15 protein-coding genes are annotated in these 18,227 nt (G+C 61.7%); 7 read left to right on the top strand and 8 right to left on the bottom strand.

All coding sequences use genetic code 11. The annotated features are described in order from the left end of the window. A partial coding sequence (locus tag ABI213_RS04470) for a DEAD/DEAH box helicase (RefSeq protein ID WP_348026223.1) occupies positions 1–866 on the top strand: 866 nt, incomplete at its 5' end. A 98-nt stretch (positions 867–964) separates the two neighbouring features. On the opposite strand, the gene ABI213_RS04465 is transcribed toward ABI213_RS04470, so the two are convergent. Next, on the bottom strand, positions 965–1,252 hold the full coding sequence (locus ABI213_RS04465; protein WP_348007822.1) for a hypothetical protein: 288 nt from the start codon (positions 1,250–1,252) through the stop codon (positions 965–967). 1,172 nt (positions 1,253–2,424) lie between these two features. On the opposite strand from ABI213_RS04465, the gene ABI213_RS04460 reads away from it, so the two are divergent. Continuing rightward, positions 2,425–2,844 carry a hypothetical protein gene (locus ABI213_RS04460; RefSeq protein WP_348026221.1) on the top strand — a complete coding sequence of 140 codons (420 nt, stop codon included), beginning with the start codon at positions 2,425–2,427 and terminating at the stop codon, positions 2,842–2,844. A gap of 683 nt (positions 2,845–3,527) precedes the next feature. Here the strand turns inward: ABI213_RS04460 and iolB are convergent. From iolB to iolC, 4 genes are read right to left on the bottom strand one after another with little or no spacing between them, the layout of a single operon-like run. Beyond that, entirely contained in the window at positions 3,528–4,334 is an 807-nt protein-coding gene (iolB, locus tag ABI213_RS04455; RefSeq protein ID WP_348026219.1) for a 5-deoxy-glucuronate isomerase, read from the bottom strand. A 1-nt stretch (position 4,335) separates the two neighbouring features. Then, a complete protein-coding gene (gene iolE, locus ABI213_RS04450; protein WP_348026217.1) occupies positions 4,336–5,241 on the bottom strand; it encodes a myo-inosose-2 dehydratase in 906 nt (301 codons plus the stop codon). 21 nt (positions 5,242–5,262) lie between these two features. Beyond that, positions 5,263–7,119 (bottom strand): 3D-(3,5/4)-trihydroxycyclohexane-1,2-dione acylhydrolase (decyclizing), encoded by a 1,857-nt coding sequence (gene iolD, locus ABI213_RS04445; protein ID WP_348007657.1) that lies wholly within the window; start codon positions 7,117–7,119, stop codon positions 5,263–5,265. Between the two features lie 8 nt (positions 7,120–7,127). Continuing rightward, on the bottom strand, positions 7,128–9,068 hold the full coding sequence (iolC, locus tag ABI213_RS04440; RefSeq protein WP_348026215.1) for a 5-dehydro-2-deoxygluconokinase: 1,941 nt from the start codon (positions 9,066–9,068) through the stop codon (positions 7,128–7,130). 262 nt (positions 9,069–9,330) lie between these two features. On the opposite strand from iolC, the gene ABI213_RS04435 reads away from it, so the two are divergent. The 3 genes from ABI213_RS04435 to ABI213_RS04425 all read left to right on the top strand — a co-directional run bounded on the left by ABI213_RS04435 (position 9,331) and on the right by ABI213_RS04425 (position 12,907). Next, positions 9,331–10,260 carry a sugar ABC transporter substrate-binding protein gene (locus ABI213_RS04435; protein ID WP_348007659.1) on the top strand — a complete coding sequence of 310 codons (930 nt, stop codon included), beginning with the start codon at positions 9,331–9,333 and terminating at the stop codon, positions 10,258–10,260. Positions 10,261–10,333: 73 nt separating this feature from the next. Next, positions 10,334–11,866 (top strand): sugar ABC transporter ATP-binding protein, encoded by a 1,533-nt coding sequence (locus ABI213_RS04430; RefSeq protein ID WP_348007660.1) that lies wholly within the window; start codon positions 10,334–10,336, stop codon positions 11,864–11,866. A 21-nt stretch (positions 11,867–11,887) separates the two neighbouring features. Next, on the top strand, positions 11,888–12,907 hold the full coding sequence (locus ABI213_RS04425; RefSeq protein ID WP_348007661.1) for an ABC transporter permease: 1,020 nt from the start codon (positions 11,888–11,890) through the stop codon (positions 12,905–12,907). 97 nt (positions 12,908–13,004) lie between these two features. On the opposite strand, the gene ABI213_RS04420 is transcribed toward ABI213_RS04425, so the two are convergent. Beyond that, positions 13,005–14,057, bottom strand: coding sequence for a LacI family DNA-binding transcriptional regulator (locus ABI213_RS04420; protein ID WP_348007662.1), 1,053 nt, complete (start codon positions 14,055–14,057; stop codon positions 13,005–13,007). A gap of 162 nt (positions 14,058–14,219) precedes the next feature. On the opposite strand from ABI213_RS04420, the gene ABI213_RS04415 reads away from it, so the two are divergent. Beyond that, positions 14,220–15,311 carry a fatty acid desaturase family protein gene (locus ABI213_RS04415; protein WP_348007663.1) on the top strand — a complete coding sequence of 364 codons (1,092 nt, stop codon included), beginning with the start codon at positions 14,220–14,222 and terminating at the stop codon, positions 15,309–15,311. A 25-nt stretch (positions 15,312–15,336) separates the two neighbouring features. Then, positions 15,337–15,648 (top strand): MocE family 2Fe-2S type ferredoxin, encoded by a 312-nt coding sequence (locus tag ABI213_RS04410; RefSeq protein ID WP_348007664.1) that lies wholly within the window; start codon positions 15,337–15,339, stop codon positions 15,646–15,648. A gap of 55 nt (positions 15,649–15,703) precedes the next feature. On the opposite strand, the gene ABI213_RS04405 is transcribed toward ABI213_RS04410, so the two are convergent. Continuing rightward, on the bottom strand, positions 15,704–16,675 hold the full coding sequence (locus ABI213_RS04405; RefSeq protein ID WP_348007665.1) for a xylose isomerase: 972 nt from the start codon (positions 16,673–16,675) through the stop codon (positions 15,704–15,706). Continuing rightward, complete coding sequence (locus tag ABI213_RS04400) at positions 16,665–17,927, bottom strand: FAD-dependent oxidoreductase (protein WP_348026213.1); 1,263 nt, start codon at positions 17,925–17,927, stop codon at positions 16,665–16,667. Before ABI213_RS04400 ends, ABI213_RS04405 begins: the two co-directional genes overlap by 11 nt. Positions 17,928–18,227 lie beyond the last annotated feature (300 nt).

Here is an 18,227-nt window from a genome sequence, read left to right as displayed (position 1 = left end):
TCGTGGTGGCCACGCCGGGCCGCTTGCTCGATCTGGTGGACCACAACGCGCTCCAACTCTCCCATGTGGCCGCGCTGGTGCTGGACGAGGCCGACCGCCTGCTGGACCTGGGCTTTGCCGACGAGCTGGCCCGCGTGCTCACGCTGCTGCCCGCCCAGCGCCAGAACCTGTTGTTCTCGGCCACCTTTCCGCCCGCTATCGACGCACTGGCCGCCCAGCTCTTGCGCGACCCGGTGCGCATCGAGATGGCCGCCGAGCCCACCACCCACACCGCCGCGCCCGCCATCGCCCAGCGCGCCATCGCCGTCGATGCCAGCCGCCGCACCCAGTTGCTGCGCCACCTGGTGCAACAAAACAGCTGGAAGCGTGTGCTGGTCTTCGTGGCCACCAAGTTCTCTGCCGAGATCGTGGCCGACAAGCTGCGCAAGGCCGACATCTGGGCCGAACCGTTCCATGGCCAGCTCAGCCAGGGCAAACGGACCCAGGTGCTGGACGACTTCAAGGCCGGGCGCGTGCACGTGGTGGTCGCCACCGACCTGGCCGCGCGCGGTATCGACGTGGCCGAGCTGCCGGTGGTCGTCAACTACGACCTGCCGCGCTCGGCCGTGGACTACGTGCACCGCATTGGCCGCACCGGCCGTGCCGGGCAGAGTGGCGAGGCGTTCAGCTTCATCACTGCCGACACCGAAGCCCATTTCGCCCTGATCGAAAAGCGCCAGGGCCTGAGCCTGCCGCGTGAAGAGGTGGCGGGTTTTGAACCGGTCGAGCTGGCGGTACCCGCATTGCCCGCCCAGGCGAACGGCGGCATCAAAGGCAAACGGCCCAGCAAAAAAGACAAGCTGCGGGCCGCCGCCGCCGCGGGTTGATCGATCGCTGCATTTATAAGAGATAGGCTGCTGGCGCAGGTGCCGTCTGCGCTGGCAGCTATTGAAAACAGAGCGTTTCTGCTCTGCGACCCCCAGCCTTATTCGGCAGCGATTTCCAGGCTGTCTTCGTCTTCCATGGTTTCGCTGTCCATCACCGCAATTTCGGCGTACTGCACGGCGTTGAGTTGGTGGCGGTAGGCCACGTAGGCGTGGCGGGCCGCGGCCTCGTCGTCGCCTTCGTCATCGGCCGTGGCGGCCAGCAAATGCAGCTTGGCCGCCGCCGCAAAGTGGTGCGCCGCCATGCGGTGGTGGTCGCCCACGGTTTCAAACTCTTCGTCGAAAATTTCGGTCGGCAATTCGAGTGCGGGCGTGCTGTTGGAAGTCATAAAAGTCTCGCAAAGGTGGCAACGGCGAACATGCCGCCGGGCTAGCATCTTTGCTTTGGATGAAGGCTTGATGACAGGGGTGCTACTTTTTATGTAGCTGGTGGCGCAGGGTTTGTTTGCGCTGGAGGGCGATTTTGCTTGTAATTTTGGCGCTGTGGATGCCACTAGCATCGTCGGCCGGGCTGTGCCCCCGGCAGGGCAGTAACTTTTCTTTGCTTGGCCAAAGAAACGTCACCAAAAGAAAGGCCACCCCCACTACCTGCGCCCTGCGCTGGCGCTGCGGGAACCTGCGGTGCGCGCTTTGGGCGGGGTCTGGCTAAACTCGGCTGCGCCTCAAACAACGCCAGCCCTGATCCGCCCAAAGCTGTGCTCCTCGGCGCATCTAGAGGGGGACCCCGGGGAGCGGGATCGGGGGCTTGCGCCCCATCGCGCCTAGGGCGCGAGCTGGGGGGCAGTGGCTGTGGCTGCATCCGAGTCGATGCTTCTGTTTTTATATTAAAAAATAGGAGCACCCCGTGCAAGTTCTATATGCGCTGAAGGGATATTCGGCTCATAAATATCGCCCAATTTTCAGCAAAAACGGCCTGAGCCAATGGGGTCGGATCACGATTGCGCGCCAAAACGCCGGTTGTCGTGCCGACCGCCCACCCGCATTCGTGCTCCGACCCCTTTGGCGGGTTAAGCACCACAGCGCTCGTCGCCCCGCGTCGCGCCCTAGGCGCGATGGGGCGCTGTGCGCCCCCGATCCCGCTTCCGGGGTCCCCCTCTGTGTGCGCCGAGGAGCGCAGTCCAACGGGGATTAGCAGGACGCGTGTTTGAGCGCAGCGAGTTTGCGGCATGCCCCCGTTGGACGAGCACCGCAGGTTCCCGCAGCGCCAGCGTAGGGCGCAGACAGTGGGGGCAGCCTTTCTTTGGGTTACGTTTCTTTGGCTGCGCAAGCGGCTACGGAAAGTAGAGCGTTTCGCAGCTTCGACTTTTGAAGAAAGTATGCCGATGAGCGAAGTGTCGCAAGATATCCAAGGCTATAGTTTGGCTGCTGGGTTTGTCGCATTTTTGTACCCGCACCAAAACCGACTCACCCTGAGAAAACCAATCTCAAGCCATTTTTAGGAGATTTCGATGGGTAATTTAAACCTCAAGTTTTGCGATACACATTACGGTAGAACTCTTCAATGATGATTGACTTGAATTTCGTCGGTACCATAGCGTCCATCGTGAGCTTGGGTCTCGCTGTAATTTTCTGGTGGCTAGCCAACAACCAAGCGAGCAAAGCCGACTCGACGTTGTCAGAAATCAAGGACAAAATGATGTCTTGGCAGAACGACATCAATAGTGCGGCCATCAACCTAATTCAAGCTCGACCAGAGGTTATTGCTCTACAGGTTTCGCTCGAAGAGGCGAAAGGGAACGCGGCGTTCCAGGCGAAGATTTCTGAAATTATTCAATCACTATCGCGCGATACCGATGAATCTACAGCGGGTTACAGGATTGCCATGATGAAGGAGTTACTTGAGCATCATCGACAGTCTGTGCTAGGGAGTGAGCAAATTAAGGCCAACATTATAACCGGTCAAAAGCCCACAGCTTCGTAATCGGGGAATGGACACATCTTGGGCACTAAACCCGGAACTATCACCGCGCTGAACCTGCACCTCCGCAACACCGCCGTGACCGAGTGCGTTTTTAACCCCAAACGCTAGCCCATGCAGACCTTCAACGGCCTGCCGCGTCTGGATGCATGCGGACTATGCGGGGTGGATGTCAGCGGCGTGAGGGTTATCTTTAGATGCCAAATTGGCCTCCAGCGCTTAATCCTCCTGCGCGAGAAGCTACTTATTCAATAGCAAATTTAGTTAATCCTAACCTGCTGATGGCGTTGACCGCTTTGGGTGCAACCACGATCCCTGGCCGGGTATGCGCCCGGCGGCGCAGTGACTTTTCTTTTGCGCAAAAGAAAAGTCACCAAAAGAAAGGCGCCCCCACTACCTGCGCCCTCCGCTTTCGCTGCGGGAACCTGCGGTGCGCGCTTTGGGCGGGGTCTGGCTAAACTCGGCTGCGCCTCAAACAACGCCAGCCCTTTTCCGCCCAAAGCTGTGCTCCTCGGCGCATCTAGAGGGGGACCCCGGAGAGCGGGATCGGGGGCTTGCGCACCATCGCGCCTAGGGCGCGACTGCGTGGGGTGCTTGCTTCGAAATTCGTAGCGAAATTTTCGAGAGAAATCGTTGCCTGGCGCAGGTACCACTTGCGCTGGCAGCTCTCTAATTAATAGCAAAAACTACTTCGCCAGCATCCATTCATGTGCCGGGTCGTTCTTGAAGACCCAGAAACGGTTGGGCCCGGCCATCACGTTCAGGTAGTACAGGTCGTAGCCGTGCGGCGCGGTGACCGGGTGGTAGCCGCGCGGGACCATTACCACGTCGTGGTTCTCCACAGCGCAGGCTTCGTCCAGGCTGCGGTCGTCGGTGTAGACGCGCTGGAAGGCGAAGCCCTGGGGTGGGTTCAGGCGGTGGTAGTAGGTTTCTTCCAGCTGGGTTTCTACCGGCGGCTGCTCGATGTCGTGTTTGTGCGGCGGGTAGCTGCTGGAGTGGCTGGCGGGGGTGAGGACTTCGACCACCAGCAGGTGTGCGGCTTGCGGGTCGTCGTGCGGGAGGATGTCGCACACATAGCGGGTGTTGCTGCCCTGGCCGCGCACGCTGCGGCGCATGCTGGCGGGGTCGATCACGCGCACCGGGAACGGCGTGGGCCCGGCGGGGGCAGTGCACAGGCCGACTTCGGCATTGGTTTCGGCCAGCAGCAGCACGGTTTTACCGGCAGGCACGTAGACCGCTGCGGGCGATTCTTTGTCGAACACGCTGCTGCGCGTGCCCAGGTGCGGGTGGTGGCGGCCGTCGATGGTGACGGTGACGGTGCCGGTCAGCACCACCAGGCAGAGTTCGCGGTCACCGGTTTCCACGGCTTCCGACTCGCCCTGGGCCAGCCGCAGGGCGCGAAAGCCCACGTGGGTCCAGCCTGCGCGCTCGGGGGTGACGTTGACGATTTCTCGGCCCGTGGCGGCAGCTTTTGCTAAAAGGGGGCTGACCATCTCAGCCGCCGATCTTGTCTACCAGGCCGCGCAAGGTGTCATAGCCCTTTTTCGCGTACTCGTAGCTGGGGGCGACGGCCGGGTCTTGCTCGGCTTCGACCACCAACCAGCCTTCATAACCCGCGTTTTTCAGGGTAGTCAGCACGGCTTCGTAGTCCAGGCTGCCGTCGCCGGGCACGGTGAAGGTGCCGTTGATCACGCCGTTCAGGAAGCTCCAGCTATCGTTGCGTGCCTGGGCGATTACCGCGCTGCGCACGTCCTTGCAGTGCACGTGGACCACGCGTTCCACATGTTTCTTCAGCAGCGTGACGGGGTCGGCGGCACCGCCGAAATAGGCGTGGCCGGTGTCGAACAGCAGGAACACCTTGGTCGGGTCGGTCAGCGCCATCAGCTTATCCACATCGGCGGGGGATTCGACGTACGCGCCCATGTGGTGGTGGTAGGCCAGTTGGATGCCGTAGGTCTTGATGAGGTGCTCGCCGAAGGCGTTCAGGCGCTCGGCGTAGGCTTTCCACAGGGCTTCGCTGGCGAACTTGGGGCGCTTGGACACGGGCGTGTCGATCTGGCCCTGGATGGTGTCGGCGCATTCGCCGTAGACCACCACCTTCACGTCGTTGTACTGCAGCTTGGCCATGTGGGCTTTGCAGCGTTCGATCTCGGCTTCGACCGTGTCGTTGCCCAGGAAGCCGGAGTACCAGCCAGACACGCAGGCCAGGCCGAATTCATCCAGCTTGGCTTTCAGGCCGGGGCCGTCCTTTGGGAATTTATTACCCAGCTCGAAGCCTTCATAGCCGATTTCCTTGCCCTCGCTGAGTGCGGTTTCCAGCAGGGTTTCGCCGCCCAGTGAGGGCAGGTCGTCATTCATCCAGGACAGGGGGTTGATACCGATGCGTACGTTCCAGGTCATAGTCATTTCTCTTGTAAAAACTTAAATACGTTGTTCTTGCTTGGCGGCGGTGTAGCGTTCATACGCTTGGTTCACATCACTGCGTTCGGAGACGGCAGGAATCGCTACCTCCCACCAGCAGCCGCCTTCGGCGGTGGTGCGGGTGTGGGTGGTGTCGATCACGATGACTTGCGACTTGGTGGCGGCGCGGGCGGCCACCATGGCAGTTTTCAGCTCGGCCACGTCTTTGACGTGCACTGCATCCGCACCCATGCTGCGGCCGTGCATGGCAAAGTCGATCTGGCTGGAGCTGCCGCCCTCGGGGATGCAGTTGTCCAGCATATTGTTGAAGCTGGGCGTGCCGCTGGCGCGTTGCAGGCGGTCAATACAGCCGTAACCCCGGTTGTCCAGTATCACCACGATGAGCTTCTTGCCCAGCAGCACCGAGGTGGCCAGCTCTGAGTTCATCATCATGTAGGAGCCGTCGCCGACGATCACGATGACCTCCTGGTCGGGCCGGGCCATCTTGGCACCCAGGGCGCCCGCGACTTCGTAGCCCATGCACGAGTAACCGTATTCCACGTGGTAGTTGCCAGGTTTGGTGGCGCGCCAGAGCTTGTGCAGCTCGGCAGGCAGGGTGCCGGCGGCGCAGACCACCACATCGCGTACATCACTGTCGGCTGCCGAGTCACGTACGGCACCTATGACTTCGGCGTCGTAGGGCAACACGTCCTTGGGCACAGCGGTGGTCAGCTCGGTGACGCGGGCCACCCAGCCTGCGGCCAGGGTGCGGGCGCGGGTGGTCCAGGCGGGTGCGGCTTTCCAGTCGCCCGCGGCAGTGCTCAGCTGTGCCAGGCCGACGCGCGCGTCGGCCACCAGCGCCGTGCCATTCCATTTGGTGGCATCGAAGCTTTGCACGTTCAGGCACAGTAGTTGGGCCTTGGCAAACAGGGCGTGCGAGCCGGTGGTGAAGTCTTGCAGGCGCGTGCCTACGGCCAGCACCACGTCGGCTTCACTGGCCATTGCGTTGGCGGCGGGGCCGCCGTCTACGCCAATGCCACCCAGGTTCAGCGGGTGGTCCCAGGGCAGGCTGCTTTTGCCACCGTGGGATTCGGCCACGGGGATGCCGTGCTTCTCGGCAAACGCGCGCAAAGCCTCCCAGGCCTGGCTGTACAGCACACCGCCACCGGCCACGATCAGCGGTTGTTTGGCGGTATTCAGCAGGGCGGCGGCGGCGGCCAATTCACGCGTGTCGGCGGGCGGGCGGCGGAAGTGGATCAGGCCGGGCTGCAAGAAGCTTTCCGGGCAGTCGAACGCATGGGTTTGTACGTCTTGTGGCAAGGCCAGGCAGACCGGGCCGCAACTGGCCGGGTCGGTCATCACCTGGATGGCGCGGGGCAGAGCGGTCAGGATTTGCTCGGCGCGGGTGATGCGGTCAAAAAAGCGCGTCACCGGGCGGAATGTGTCGTTGGCGTTCATGTCGCCATGCGAGAAGTTTTCGATCTGCTGCAGCACCGGATCGGGGGCGCGCGAGGCAAAGGTATCGCCCGGCAGCAGCAGCACGGGCAAGCGGTTCACATGGGCGACGGCGGCGGCGGTGACCAGGTTGGTCGCGCCCGGGCCAATGCTGGTGCTGACCGCCATGATGCGCTGGCGGAAGTGGGCCTTGGCGTAGGCGATGGCTGCGTGCGCCATGCCTTGCTCGTTGTGTGCCCGGTAGGTGGGCAACTGGGCACGTTCGGTGTACAGGGCTTCGCCCAGACCGGCCACGTTGCCGTGGCCAAAAATGGTGAAAACGCCCGCGCAGTAGGGCTGGATGCTGCCGTCGGCCATCTCGACTTGCAAGGCTGCCAAGTGCTTGACCAGCGCTTGGCTCATGGTGAGTTTGTGGGTTTTCATGGGCAGATTTATCGGGCAGATGTGCGGTTGCGCCAGGCATCCACCAGGGTGGCAAAGTTGCGTGCTACGGCATCTTTAAAAGCGTCGTCGCTGATTTCGTTCTTCAGCCACTGTAGCGAGGGTTCGGCCCACAGTGTGCGGCCCACCATGAAGCCCTTGACGATGGGGTTGGTGGCGTGGACAAAGCTGTCGGCCAGGTGTTGCAATGGCTGGTTCAGGCCCAGAATCACCGCGCCGCGGCAATACGGGTCGCGCTCTGCTACCAGTGCGGCCAGATCGGCCCAGCCCTGCGGCTGCATGGGTGCCAGCTTCCACCATTCGGGCTTTACGCCCAGGTTGTAGAAGCGCTTCACGGCGCGCAGCACGGCGGTGTTCTCCGTACCCGCGGGTGTCATGGCGCGCGGGCAAATGATTTCCAGCAGCAGTTCGTTACCGCTGGTGCGGGTGGCTTCCCATAGTTCCAGCACGGTTTGCTCTTGTTGTAGGCGCAGCGCGTAGTGGTCGTCGGGGTGGTATTGCACCAGGCACTTGGCCACGTGTTCGGTAGGCCAGTTGATCAGCGCGCTGCCGATGGAGCGGGTGCCGTCAAAACGCAGCGGACGTGAGCCGGGCAGTTCCACCGGGCGGCCCACCCACCAACCGCGGCCGGTGGCGCTGGCCAGGGCATCGCGGCCATAGTCGCCGCCGTCTATCAGTACGCCGGTATGGCCTTGTAGCTTGTGGCTGGTTTCCACTTGCTCTGCGGCTTGTACCAGCAGCTTTTTCAGCATCGGGATGCGGGATTCGCTGGCACCGGTGTCGCGCGCCAGCTCGAAGAATTGGCTGCGGTGGTCCAGTGCCAGCACGCACATTTCTTCCAACACGGGGCGGGCAGCGGTGACCCGGTGCAGATGCGCGAGTTGAGAGTCTGCATCCACCTTGGGGTTGCGGGTGCCGCCGAACCAGTGCGCCAGCTCGGCTGGCGTGGCCATGGCGGCGGAGCAGGCGTGGCGTGACACCACGATGGCACCACAGGCATTGGCCACCTGGGTGGACTCGGCCCAGTCTTTGCCTTGCAGCAGGCTGGCCATCAGGCCGGAGAGGAAGGAGTCGCCTGCGCCCAGCACATTCAACACTTCGACGCGCTCGCCTTTGAACGTAGGCGCATCGTCGATATTCGCGGGGATCGCGCCTTCAATGACGCTGCAGCCCGCCGCGCCGCGCTTCACCACCAGGGTTGCGGCGCTGATGGCGCGCACGGCGCGCAGACTGGCCGTCAGGTCGTCGGCCACGCCGCCGGCGATGAAGAATTCTTCTTCGGTGCCGACCAGCAGGTCGAACTCGGGCAGCATCTCTTGCAACTGCTGTGTCACGTGTGCATCCGCCACATAGCGGTTTTCGCCAGCACCGCGGCTGGTCAGGCCCCACAGCACCGGGCGGTAGTCGATGTCCAGCACGCGCACCACGCCGTGTTTCTTGGCGTAGGCCAGTGCGGCTTGCGATGCGCGGCGGGTGCCGGGGGTGGACAGGTGCGTTCCGGTGATGGCCAGCGAACGGCATTGGGCGATGAAGTCTTCGCTGATTTGATCGGCTTCGACCGCCATGTCGGCGCAGTTTTCACGCACGAACAACAGGGGGAAGGTGTCGCGGTCTTTCAGGCCCAGCAGCACCAGCGCGGTCAGGCGTTCTGGGTCGATTTGCACCTGGCTGGTGTCGCAGCCTTCTTGTTCCAGGGTTTCGGTCAGGAAGCGGCCCATCTGCTCGTTGCCTACCCGGGACAGCATGGCGCTTTTCAAACCCAGGCGGGCTACGCCAAATGCTAGGTTGGCCGAGCTACCACCGAGGTACATGGCCATGCTGCGGGCATCTTCCAGGCGGCTACCGAACTGCTGGGCGTACAGATCCACGGCCAAACGGCCCAGACAGGCAAGATCAATGCGGCGATTGGAAGGGAAGTTTAGATGGCTCATCAGAGTACGGTTGATCAGAAAGTGGGTTCTCGCAGCATGCGAGAAGGCGGCATACGCAACGGCCAACTGTGCCCGTTGCAGCGACTATAAATTGTAGAGAAATATTTTTCTCTAAGTGTAATCACTTAGAAATTTATTTTCTATTTTGGTTTTTTGTGATTACAGTACGGATCGTGGTCTGGGACACTTTTTGTGCCCCGAACCCCATCCAACCGAATGGCGCACAGCCGCTGTTCTCTTATTACCTCGGAGACGCATCAAAATGAAAAAATTGTTACTCGCAGCAGCCGTGTCGACTACTTTGCTGGCTCCTATGGCCGCACACGCCCAGAAGGTCGGTCTGGCGATGGCCCAGCTGGATACTTTCTTGACGATTCTGAAAAACGGCGTGGTCGATGCCGGTAAAAAGTCTGGCGCCACGGTGCAGGTTGAAGACGCGCAGGGCGACGTGGGCAAACAGCTGAGCCAGATTCAGAACTTGATCGCGCAAAAGGTAGACGCGATCATCGTTAACCCAGTGGACACCGACGTCACCCCCAAGATCACCAAGATGGTGACCGACGCCAAGATCCCTCTGGTCTATGTGAACCGCAAGCCAGTGGACTTTGCCAAGTTGCCTGCAGGCGTGGCATTCGTGGCCTCCGACGAAGTCGTCTCCGGCACCGTGCAAACCCAGGAAGTCTGCCGCCTGCTCAAGGGCAAGGGCGAAGTCGTGGTGCTGATGGGCGAGCTGTCCAACGAAGCGGCCCGTACCCGTACCAAGGACATTGAAGACGTGCTGGCCACCAAGGACTGCAGCGGCATCAAGATTGTGGACAAGCGCGAAGGCAAGTGGGACCGCACCCAAGGCCAGGACATCACCACCAACTGGCTGTCCAGTGGCGTGAAGTTTGACGCGGTCATCGCCAACAACGACGAAATGGCCATCGGCGCTATCAATGCCTTGAAGGCCTCCAAGAAGTGGACGCCTACCAGCATCGTGGCGGGTATCGATGCCACACCCGACGCTCTGGCGTCCATGAAAGCTGGCGACCTGAAGGTCACCGTGTTCCAGAACGCTGCCGGCCAAGGCAGTGGCGCCCTGGACGCGGCTCTGAAGCTGTCCAAGAAGCAGCCTGTCGAGCGCTTTGTGAATGTGCCGTTTGAGCTGGTGACGCCCGCCAACCTGGCCAAGTACGCCGGCAAGAACTGATTCTTGCGCTCACTGAACGCCTCCCTCGTGGGAGGCGTTCAACCGTTTCAACGTTCAACAGAGCCTAAGCAGGATGTCAGACACCGCCACCCTCGACCGCCCGGTCAGCCAAGCCACTGCCGCCCCTCCGCTGTTGGAGATCCAGGGCATTCTCAAGATATTCCCGGGCGTGGTAGCGCTCAACAACGTAGCCTTCAAGCTGCGCGCCGGTACGGTGCATGCCTTGATGGGTGAGAACGGCGCGGGCAAGTCCACGCTGATGAAGATCATTGCTGGCATTTATGTGCCCGACAAGGGCGATATCCGACTGCGCGGCCAGTCCATCGTCATGCGTTCGCCCTTGGATGCCCTGAACCTGGGCATCGCCATGATCCACCAGGAACTGAACCTGATGCCGCACATGACGGTGGCCGAGAACGTCTGGATCACCCGCGAACCGAAGAACTGGATGGGTTTTGTGGACCATGCCGAGCTGTACCGCAAGACGGCCGAGCTGTTCCAGGAACTGAACATCAAGATCGACCCCCGCGAAGAAATCCAGAACCTCTCCGTGGCCAGCCGCCAGATGGTCGAAATTGCCAAGGCCGTGTCCTGGAACTCCGACGTGCTGATCATGGACGAGCCCACCTCGGCCCTGACCGAAACCGAGGTCGCCCACCTGTTCGCCATCATCCGCGACCTGCGCGCCAAGGGCAAAGGCATCATCTACATCACCCACAAGATGAACGAGCTGTTCGAGATTGCCGACGAGTTTTCGGTGTTCCGTGACGGCCAGTACATCGCCACCCACGCCTCCAGCGAGGTCACGCGCGACGACATCATCCGCATGATGGTGGGCCGCGAAATTACCCAGATGTTTCCCAAGATGGAAGTTCCCATCGGCGATGTGGTGCTGTCGGTCAAAGACCTGTGTGTGGACGGCGTTTTCAAAAACGTGTCTTTCGACATCCGCGCCGGCGAGATCGTTGGTATGGCAGGCCTGGTGGGCTCGGGCCGCTCGAACGTGGCCGAGGCCTTGTTCGGTGTGGTGCCAGCGACTTCGGGCACGATTGCCATCAAGGGCGAGCCGATCCAGATCCGTTCGCCCCAGCAGGCGCTGGCCGCCGGTATGGCTTTTTTGACCGAAGACCGCAAAGAAACCGGTTGCTTTTTGAGCCTGAACATCCAGGAAAACATGGACTCTGCCGTGTTGAACCAGCGCTATGTGCGCAACGGTTTCGTGCAGAGCGAGCAGCTGAATAAGGATTGCGAGGAGATGGCCAAGCGCCTGCGCGTGAAGACGCCGGGCATGTTTGAGATCATCCAGAACCTGTCCGGTGGCAACCAGCAGAAGGTGTTGGTCGGTCGCTGGCTGCTGACGAATCCGCGCATTCTGATATTGGACGAACCCACGCGCGGCATCGACGTGGGCGCCAAGGCAGAAATCCACCGTCTGGTGTCCGAGCTGGCAGGCACCGGTGTGGCGATCTTGATGATTTCGTCCGAGATGCCTGAAGTGCTGGGCATGAGCGACCGCGTCGTCGTGATGCACGGCGGCCAGGTCACTGGCATTCTGGACCGCAAAGATGCCAACCAGGTCTCCGTCATGGACCTGGCCGCGAAGTAAACCCATAGGAAACGTCTTGCCATGAGCACCCCCACACTCCCCCAAACAGCCCCGTCTGCACCCAAAGCGGCTTTCAAATTTCCACCCGAGTTCAGCATCTTCCTGGTGCTGATCGGCATCAGCGTATTTTTTGAAGCCATCGGCTGGTACATGAACGACCAGAGCTTTATCTTCAACATCGAACGCCTGAAGGTCATCATCCTGCAGATGTCGGTGATCGGCATCATCGCCATCGGTGTCAACATGGTGATCATTACCAGCGGTATTGATCTGTCGTCCGGCTCGGTAGTGGCAGCCTCTGCGGTGGTGGCGGCCAGCCTGGCCCAGGTATCAGATTTCCCGCGCGCGGTGTTTCCGCAGCTGACCGACCTGAGCCCGATCTGGCCGGTGCTGGCGGGGGTGGCGGTAGGCGTGGTTGTGGGGTTGATTAACGGAGCGTTGATTGCCTTTACCGGTATTCCGCCGTTCATTGCTACCTTGGGCATGATGGTGGCGGCACGGGGCTTTGCCAAATGGTTTACCGGCGGCATGCCCGTCAGCATGCTGACTCCCCAATTTGCCTGGATAGGCGAGGGCAGCAACCCGGTGATCATCTTCCTGGTGCTGGTGGTCATCGCCCATATCGTGCTGCGCTACACCCGCTTCGGCAAATTTACCTACGCCATAGGTGCGAATCGCCAGGCTGCCCGCGTATCGGGCATCAACGTGAACCGCCACCTGATCTGGATCTACGCCATTGCCGGTCTGCTCAGCGGCATCGCCGGTACCGTGACGGCCGCCCGTGCCATCTCCGGCCAGTCCGGCATGGGTGTGAGCTACGAGCTTGACGCGATTGCGGCGGTGGTTATCGGCGGTACCTCGCTGGTCGGCGGCCTGGGCCGGGTTACCGGCACCGTTATCGGGATTCTGATTCTGGGCGTGATGATGTCGGGCTTCACCTTTATCCGTATTGATGCCTACTACCAGGAGATGGTCAAGGGCGGCATCATTATTGCCGCGGTGGTGGCCGACCAGTACCGGAACAAGAAGCGCCGGACGTGATGCCTGCACATCCTTAGTCTTCACGCATTTACCCACCAGTCAGTCATTAAGGATACAAATTTAAATTAAATTTCAGTAGCGAATTGCGCCTCTTGAACTACGCCATGTTCTCGGGCGTGAACAAATCCATCGCTAGCAGCTTCTGCTGCGGCCCGGCGTACACCGCACCGGGCAGGGTGGCGGCGAGCATCTGGGCCACAGCGGTCTGGGCCAGGCGTTCCACCGGCGTGTGGATGACCACGTCCACCACGCCGTCGATCAGCGCGGCCCGGGTCGTGGCGTTGAGCTCGTTGCACACCACCACCAATTTACGGCCATGTGGGCGGTCGGCTGCGTCTTCGCGCAGTGCACGGATCACGCCCGCGCCGCCGCCGCCCGTAAGGTGCAGGCCCGCCAGCGTGGGGTAGCGGGCCAGCAGCTCCAGCGTGGCCTCATAGGCCAGTTGCGGGTCTTCCAGATTTACCAGCGTGTCCAGCACCTTGAAGCCGGGCGCGTTCTCGCGCAGGTAGGAGCGGAAGCTTATTTCGGCCAGCTCATGCCCCAGGTAGCGGTGGCTGCCCACGAACACGCCCACCTCGCCCGTGGCCTGCCGGGCCAGTCGGCTAACGGCCCAGGCCGCCGTGCGGCCCCGCTGGCGGTTGTCCAGCCCGATGTAGCCCGCCCGGTGCGGTGCGCTGATGTCGCTCAGCAGGGCAAAGCAGGGCTTGCCCTGTTCAAACAGCGCCTCTACGGCGGCAGTGACGTGCGGGTGGTCTACCGCCACCACGGCCAGCGCGTCCACTTTGCTGCCCAGTTGCAACAACTGCTCGGCAATGGCCGCCGGTTCCAGTGCGTCCATGAAGCTGATGTGGGCGACGCAGGTTTCAGGCTGGTTCTGGGTAGCCGCCAGCTGCAGCGCGGCGGCCAGGGTTTGGTAGAAATGGTCGTTGCGTTTTTGCAGGCAAAAGCCCAGGTGGCGTGCGGGTACACGCTCTTTCAGCCGGGCCCGCATCAGGCCCACGGCGTGGTAGCCCAACTTTTCGGCGGCGGCGATGACGCGCAGTGTGGTGCCTTCGCGCACGGGCAAGCGGCTGTTGAGCACGCGGTCTACGGTGGCGGTGCTAACACCTGCGGCTTCGGCCACGTCATGCAGGGTTATTTTGGCTTTCATGGGTCCGCATCATCGCAGTCTCTGCCATAAATGCAAGTTTTTCCTCCTTGAGTATGATGATTTTTGATATGAATTGATGCTTTTTGAGGTTTTACATCACACCGCAACCGGCCTTTGGTTTTAGCATCCGCCATCCGCTAAAAACAACCAGAGACAAGCCCTATGCCCACCCCTGAATCCACTGCCTTTGCCGGACCTGGTACGGCTCCGAATTGGACCCGCACCCAGGACGACTACCACCTGATCTCTGGCGCAGGCGACCGGGCCCACGCCGCCGGGCTGGTCAACGCCAGCTGGTACAAATGCGCCGTGCCCCGCGCCCGCATGAAGCAGCTGATGCAGCGCGAAGACGCGCAGGCGATACGCGACACGGCTCTTTGGTACGCGCTGATCGTGGCCGCGGGTGCCGTGCTGGTTGCCACCTGGGGCACCGGCTGGGCTTGGCTGGCTTTCTTTGTCTACGCCACGCTGTATACCGGCCCGGCCGATTCGCGTTGGCACGAGGCAGGCCACGGCACCGCCTTCAAAACCCGCTGGATGAACGATGCGCTGTACCAAGCCGCCTGCTTCCAGGTGCTGCGCCGCCCCAGCGTGTGGAAGTGGAGCCATGCCCGCCACCACACCGATACCCTGGTCACCGGCCGCGACCCCGAAGTCGCCGTGCCGCTGCCCACCGATTTTTTCGCCATGTTGCTTAACCTGTTTTCTATCAAATCCGGCCCGCGTGAATTGTGGCGCGTGCTGCGCAATGCCTTTGGCGTGCTGGGCGAGGAAGAAAAAACCTTTGTGCCCGAGATGGAGTGGCCGCAAATGGTCAAGGAAGCCCGCGTCTGGGTGCTGCTGTACGCCGTGCTGATTGCCAGCGCTGTCTATTTCGGTAGCTGGTTGCCATTGGCCTTGTTCGGCCTGTTGCCGGTGATGGGCGGCACCTGGCTGTACACATTCTTCGGCCTGACCCAGCATGCCGGCTTGCCCGAAAACGTGCTGGACCACCGTAAGAACTGCCGCACGGTCTACATGAACCCGGTGTTCCGATTCTTGTACTGGAACATGAACTACCACGTCGAACACCACATGTTCCCCATGGTGCCTTTCCACGCGCTGCCCCAGTTGCACGACACCATCAAAGTTGACTGCCCGCCGCCGTACCCAAGCACGGTAGCCGCCTACCGCGAGATCATTCCCGCGCTACTCGAACAGGCCAAAGATCCGCACTATTACGTGGTGCGCCAGATGCCTGCGACCACCCCTTAAATTCAATAACCACAAGGAGACACCCATGACCGCTTGGACCGACGTTTGCGCTTTAGACGATATCGACGACGAAGACGTGATGCGCTTTGACCATAACAACCACACCTACGCCGTGTACCGCTACAACGACAAGGTCTACGCCACCGACGGCTTGTGTACCCATGAGCATGTGCACCTAGCCGACGGCCTGGTGATGGAACACGTGGTGGAGTGCCCCAAACACAACGGCCGCTTCGACATCCGCGATGGCCGCGCGCTGGGGGCTCCGGTGTGCATCAATTTGAAGACCTATCCGGCCAAGATCGAAGCTGGGCAGGTGCTGGTGCAACTGGGTTGAATGCTATTAAATTAAGAGCTTTCAGCGCAGGTACCACCAGCGCTGAAAGCTCTTTTTATTTAAATTTCTTCCACTCGTCTTGCAGCCAGGCTACACAGGCTAAGTTGTTGTCCCATATTGAGTAACGCCCGCCACCGCCGTAGTCGGCAAACGGAATGAACTCGCAGCTAATGCGCTGCGGCGCGCGGTCGGGGTAGGCGTGCATCCAGGCCAACAGATCGCGCACGGCTTGCTTCCAGGGCTCTAGCGCTTCGGCTTGCCAGGCGCTATGGAAGCTGCCGACGGGTGGCTGGACAAAGGGGTACTGGATTGCGCGGCCCGGCAGGCCGGGCGCGCGCTCCATGGCGTGGTTGTGCGGCACCGTGGTGGCGACGCTGCGGGTGTGGGCGTGCACCACCCAGCCGGATTCCAGCCACAGCTTGTACAGGGCCAGCACCTCGGCATGGCCGCCATCGGGCGCGTTCTCCAGGCCGCTGAGTGCCAGCTCCTGCGGGTTGTGGATTTTGAAGATCTGGTGCGAATGGTCTAGCGTGATACGCAGCGGCACATGGCGGCGCGCCAGCAACTCGGCCACGCGCTCCACGCGGGCGAATTGTTCGCTCCACATGTCCACATGCACTTCCAGGCTGGGCAGGCAGCCGCCAGGCGTACCGTGGTGCATGGCATCCAAAAAGAAGTCGGCCACTTCTTGGTCGGTGATGGCTTCGCCGTCGGCACGCCTCGCGAAGAGCTGCATGTTGAACACCGAGGCCCCCAGTTTGCTGCCGGTGGTCACGCACCAGCGCATACGCTCTTCGTCGCGTCCGGCGCAGAAGATACCGCCGAACACGGCTATGGGCACGCCATATTCCTGCACCAGGTCGAAGTAGGGCGCAAAGTCTTCTGCTGGGTTGTGGTTTTTCTCGATGTAGTCAAACGCGCCGCTGTCGCGCACCCAGGCAAACCGGGTGGCGGCATCGGGCGTGGGCAGGCCGTCGTGCTGGAGTACGCCGTCGAGGTTGATGCCGATAGGTAATTTATTTGCCATGGCTGAGCAGAGATTTGAGTTTGGTGGCCGGGTCGGCCAGCAGCTCGGCGCTGGCAGTGATGCGTTTTTCCACCAGGGTACGGGCCAGCTTCAGCTCTTTGGCGACGCGGCTGGTTTCGCCCCAGCCGCAAGCCCCGACCAGGCGGCTATCGGCATCCAGGTAAAAAATCACCATGCCGCCTGCGTCGTCCAGTGTCCGGGTGGCGCTGTGGTCGGCCAGTGCGGGCTCGCCCATCACCTGCAACTGGTGGTCGTACTGGTCGGACCAGAACCAAGGTAGGGATGCATAGCTTGCCTGTTCACCGTTCAGCATGTTCTGCGCAGCAATGGCAGCCTGGGTTTCGGCGTTGTGCCAGGTTTCCTGCCGAACCAGTTGGCCCGACAGGACGCTGGGGAACTCGGCCACATCGCCCGCCGCAAAAATACCCGGCACGCTGGATTGCAAGTGTGCGTTGACCAGCACGCCGCGCCCTACCGCCAGCCCCGCCGCTTGCGGCAGCGCCAGATCGGGTTCGATACCAATGCCCGCTAATACCGTGTCGGCCTCGATGCTGTTGCCATCAGCCAAGTCCATGCGCACGCCAGTGGCGGTGCGCGTGATGCTCTGTGGGTTGACCCCCAGCAGCACCCGTACGCCACGCGCACGGTGCAGTGCCAGGGCACGCTCGGCCACCGGCTCTGGCACGGCGCGGCCCATCAGGCGCGACGCGCCTTCCACCAGCGTGACCTCGCAGCCCAGTTTGCGGGCCGAGGCGGCTACTTCCAAGCCGATAAAGCCGCCGCCTACTACCAGCAGGCGCTGCCCTGGCGTGAGGCGCTGGGCAAGCACAGCGGCATCTCCCAGGTTACGCAGTGTCATCACCTCGGGCAGGTCGCCGCCAGGAATGCGCAGCGTGCGCACCTGGCCGCCAGTAGCCAGCAGCAGCGACTGGTAGGCCAGGGTTTGGCCATCGGACAGCGTAAGGCAATGGGCCTGGGCATCGATGGCGGTCACCCGTGCGGTATGGCGGGTGATACGCGCGTCCACCAGGTCGGCATCTGACAGCAGGGCACAGGCCTCGGCGGTTTTGTCGCCGGTGAGCAGGTCTTTGGACAGGGGCGGGCGTTCGTAGGGATGGTGCGGCTCGTCGCCCACCAGGTGGATGGTGGCCTGCCAGCCCGCGGCCCGTAGCGCCAATGCCGCACGGCCGCCGCAGTGGCCGGCTCCCACAATGACCATGGCTGGGCAGGACGTACTATCAAGGGTTTGCATGGGTGGGTCGCTTGGGTGAAGTGGATTTCAATTATAGGAAGTTGCGTCTCAAAATAGTAAAAAATTTCTATTTTATTGAAGAATGAAAATTTATTCCTTGGCGGAGATTAAGATGGCCGCTTTACCCAACCGAAACCACGATGTCCGCTGACAAGGCCCCTCTACCTAAGGTCCCCAAGGTCCCCAACGCCCCCAGCGTGGACCAGCTCATCAAGCGCATCACCGGTGAGTACGATGCCCTGAGCAAGCAGCTCAAGGTGATAGCCCGCCACGTAGAACTCAACCGCCACCACATCGGGC

Source organism: Rhodoferax sp. (assembly GCF_039922535.1).
In the GTDB taxonomy this organism is placed as follows: Bacteria; Pseudomonadota; Gammaproteobacteria; order Burkholderiales; family Burkholderiaceae_C; genus Rhodoferax_B.
The sequence above is the reverse complement of the archived record's forward strand: the minus strand, read 5'-3'. Positions and strand labels throughout refer to the sequence as shown.